General features: G+C 57.4%; 1 protein-coding gene and 1 CRISPR repeat array. The gene reads left to right on the top strand.

The genetic code is table 11. From position 1 onward, the window contains the following. Positions 1-211: ATP-binding protein (locus BT114_RS13560; protein ID WP_177247096.1), on the top strand; the 211-nt coding region annotated here is incomplete at its 5' end. A gap of 131 nt (positions 212-342) precedes the next feature. Then, positions 343-859: a CRISPR direct-repeat array (repeat unit 29 nt; unit sequence CGATTCCCCGCAGGTGCGGGGATAAACCG).

Below are 859 nucleotides of genomic sequence, written 5' to 3'. Positions count from 1 at the left end.
ACTGGAAATCATGGAGGATCGACAAGGTAGACGCTCAACCATTGCCACCAGTCAGCTACCGCTTGAGGAGTGGCATGGCGTCATTGGTGACGCCACCCTGGCTGATGCAATCCTGGATCGACTGGTTCACAACGCCTACAAGATCAATTTAAGAGGGGAATCGATGAGGAAAAAACGAAAAGCGTTGACTGAAAACCCACCTTCAGAATAAAAATGAGCCCCCCGCACTGAGCATCACTTGGGGTGGCAGCTTTGCCGCGGTCCGGGTGGCAGCTTTGAAATGGAATGGGTGGCAACCTTCACCGGTTTACGCACATTGCCGCGCTCGAGGCGTATGTAGGCCGATTCCCCGCAGGTGCGGGGATAAACCGCCAGATCAACCCAAGCGGCACAACACTGCCGCCGATTCCCCGCAGGTGCGGGGATAAACCGCGATTTAAAATTATCTGATGACCACACCATCCCGATTCCCCGCAGGTGCGGGGATAAACCGTGGACCGGGGCACAGAAACCCATTACCGCTTTCGATTCCCCGCAGGTGCGGGGATAAACCGACACATTCCACGGAAATCTAGGCTGCTGCGGCCGATTCCCCGCAGGTGCGGGGATAAACCGCTTTTCGTGTTGTGCTTAAAAACGGCAGGTCACGATTCCCCGCAGGTGCGGGGATAAACCGGCCGTAATCTCCTGACGAGTCGGGGGGCAAGTCGATTCCCCGCAGGTGCGGGGATAAACCGGGTCGCTATTGACGTAACGGCTAGTCAGTTGGCGATTCCCCGCAGGTGCGGGGATAAACCGTGGACGCTTTCAGCGCCCCTGAACATGGCCGTCGATTCCCCGCAGGTGCGGGGATAAACCG

It is taken from the genome of Marinospirillum alkaliphilum DSM 21637 (assembly GCF_900119735.1).
Classification (GTDB): Bacteria; Pseudomonadota; Gammaproteobacteria; order Pseudomonadales; family Halomonadaceae; genus Marinospirillum; species Marinospirillum alkaliphilum.
This window is presented reverse-complemented; position numbering and strand designations above follow the sequence as displayed.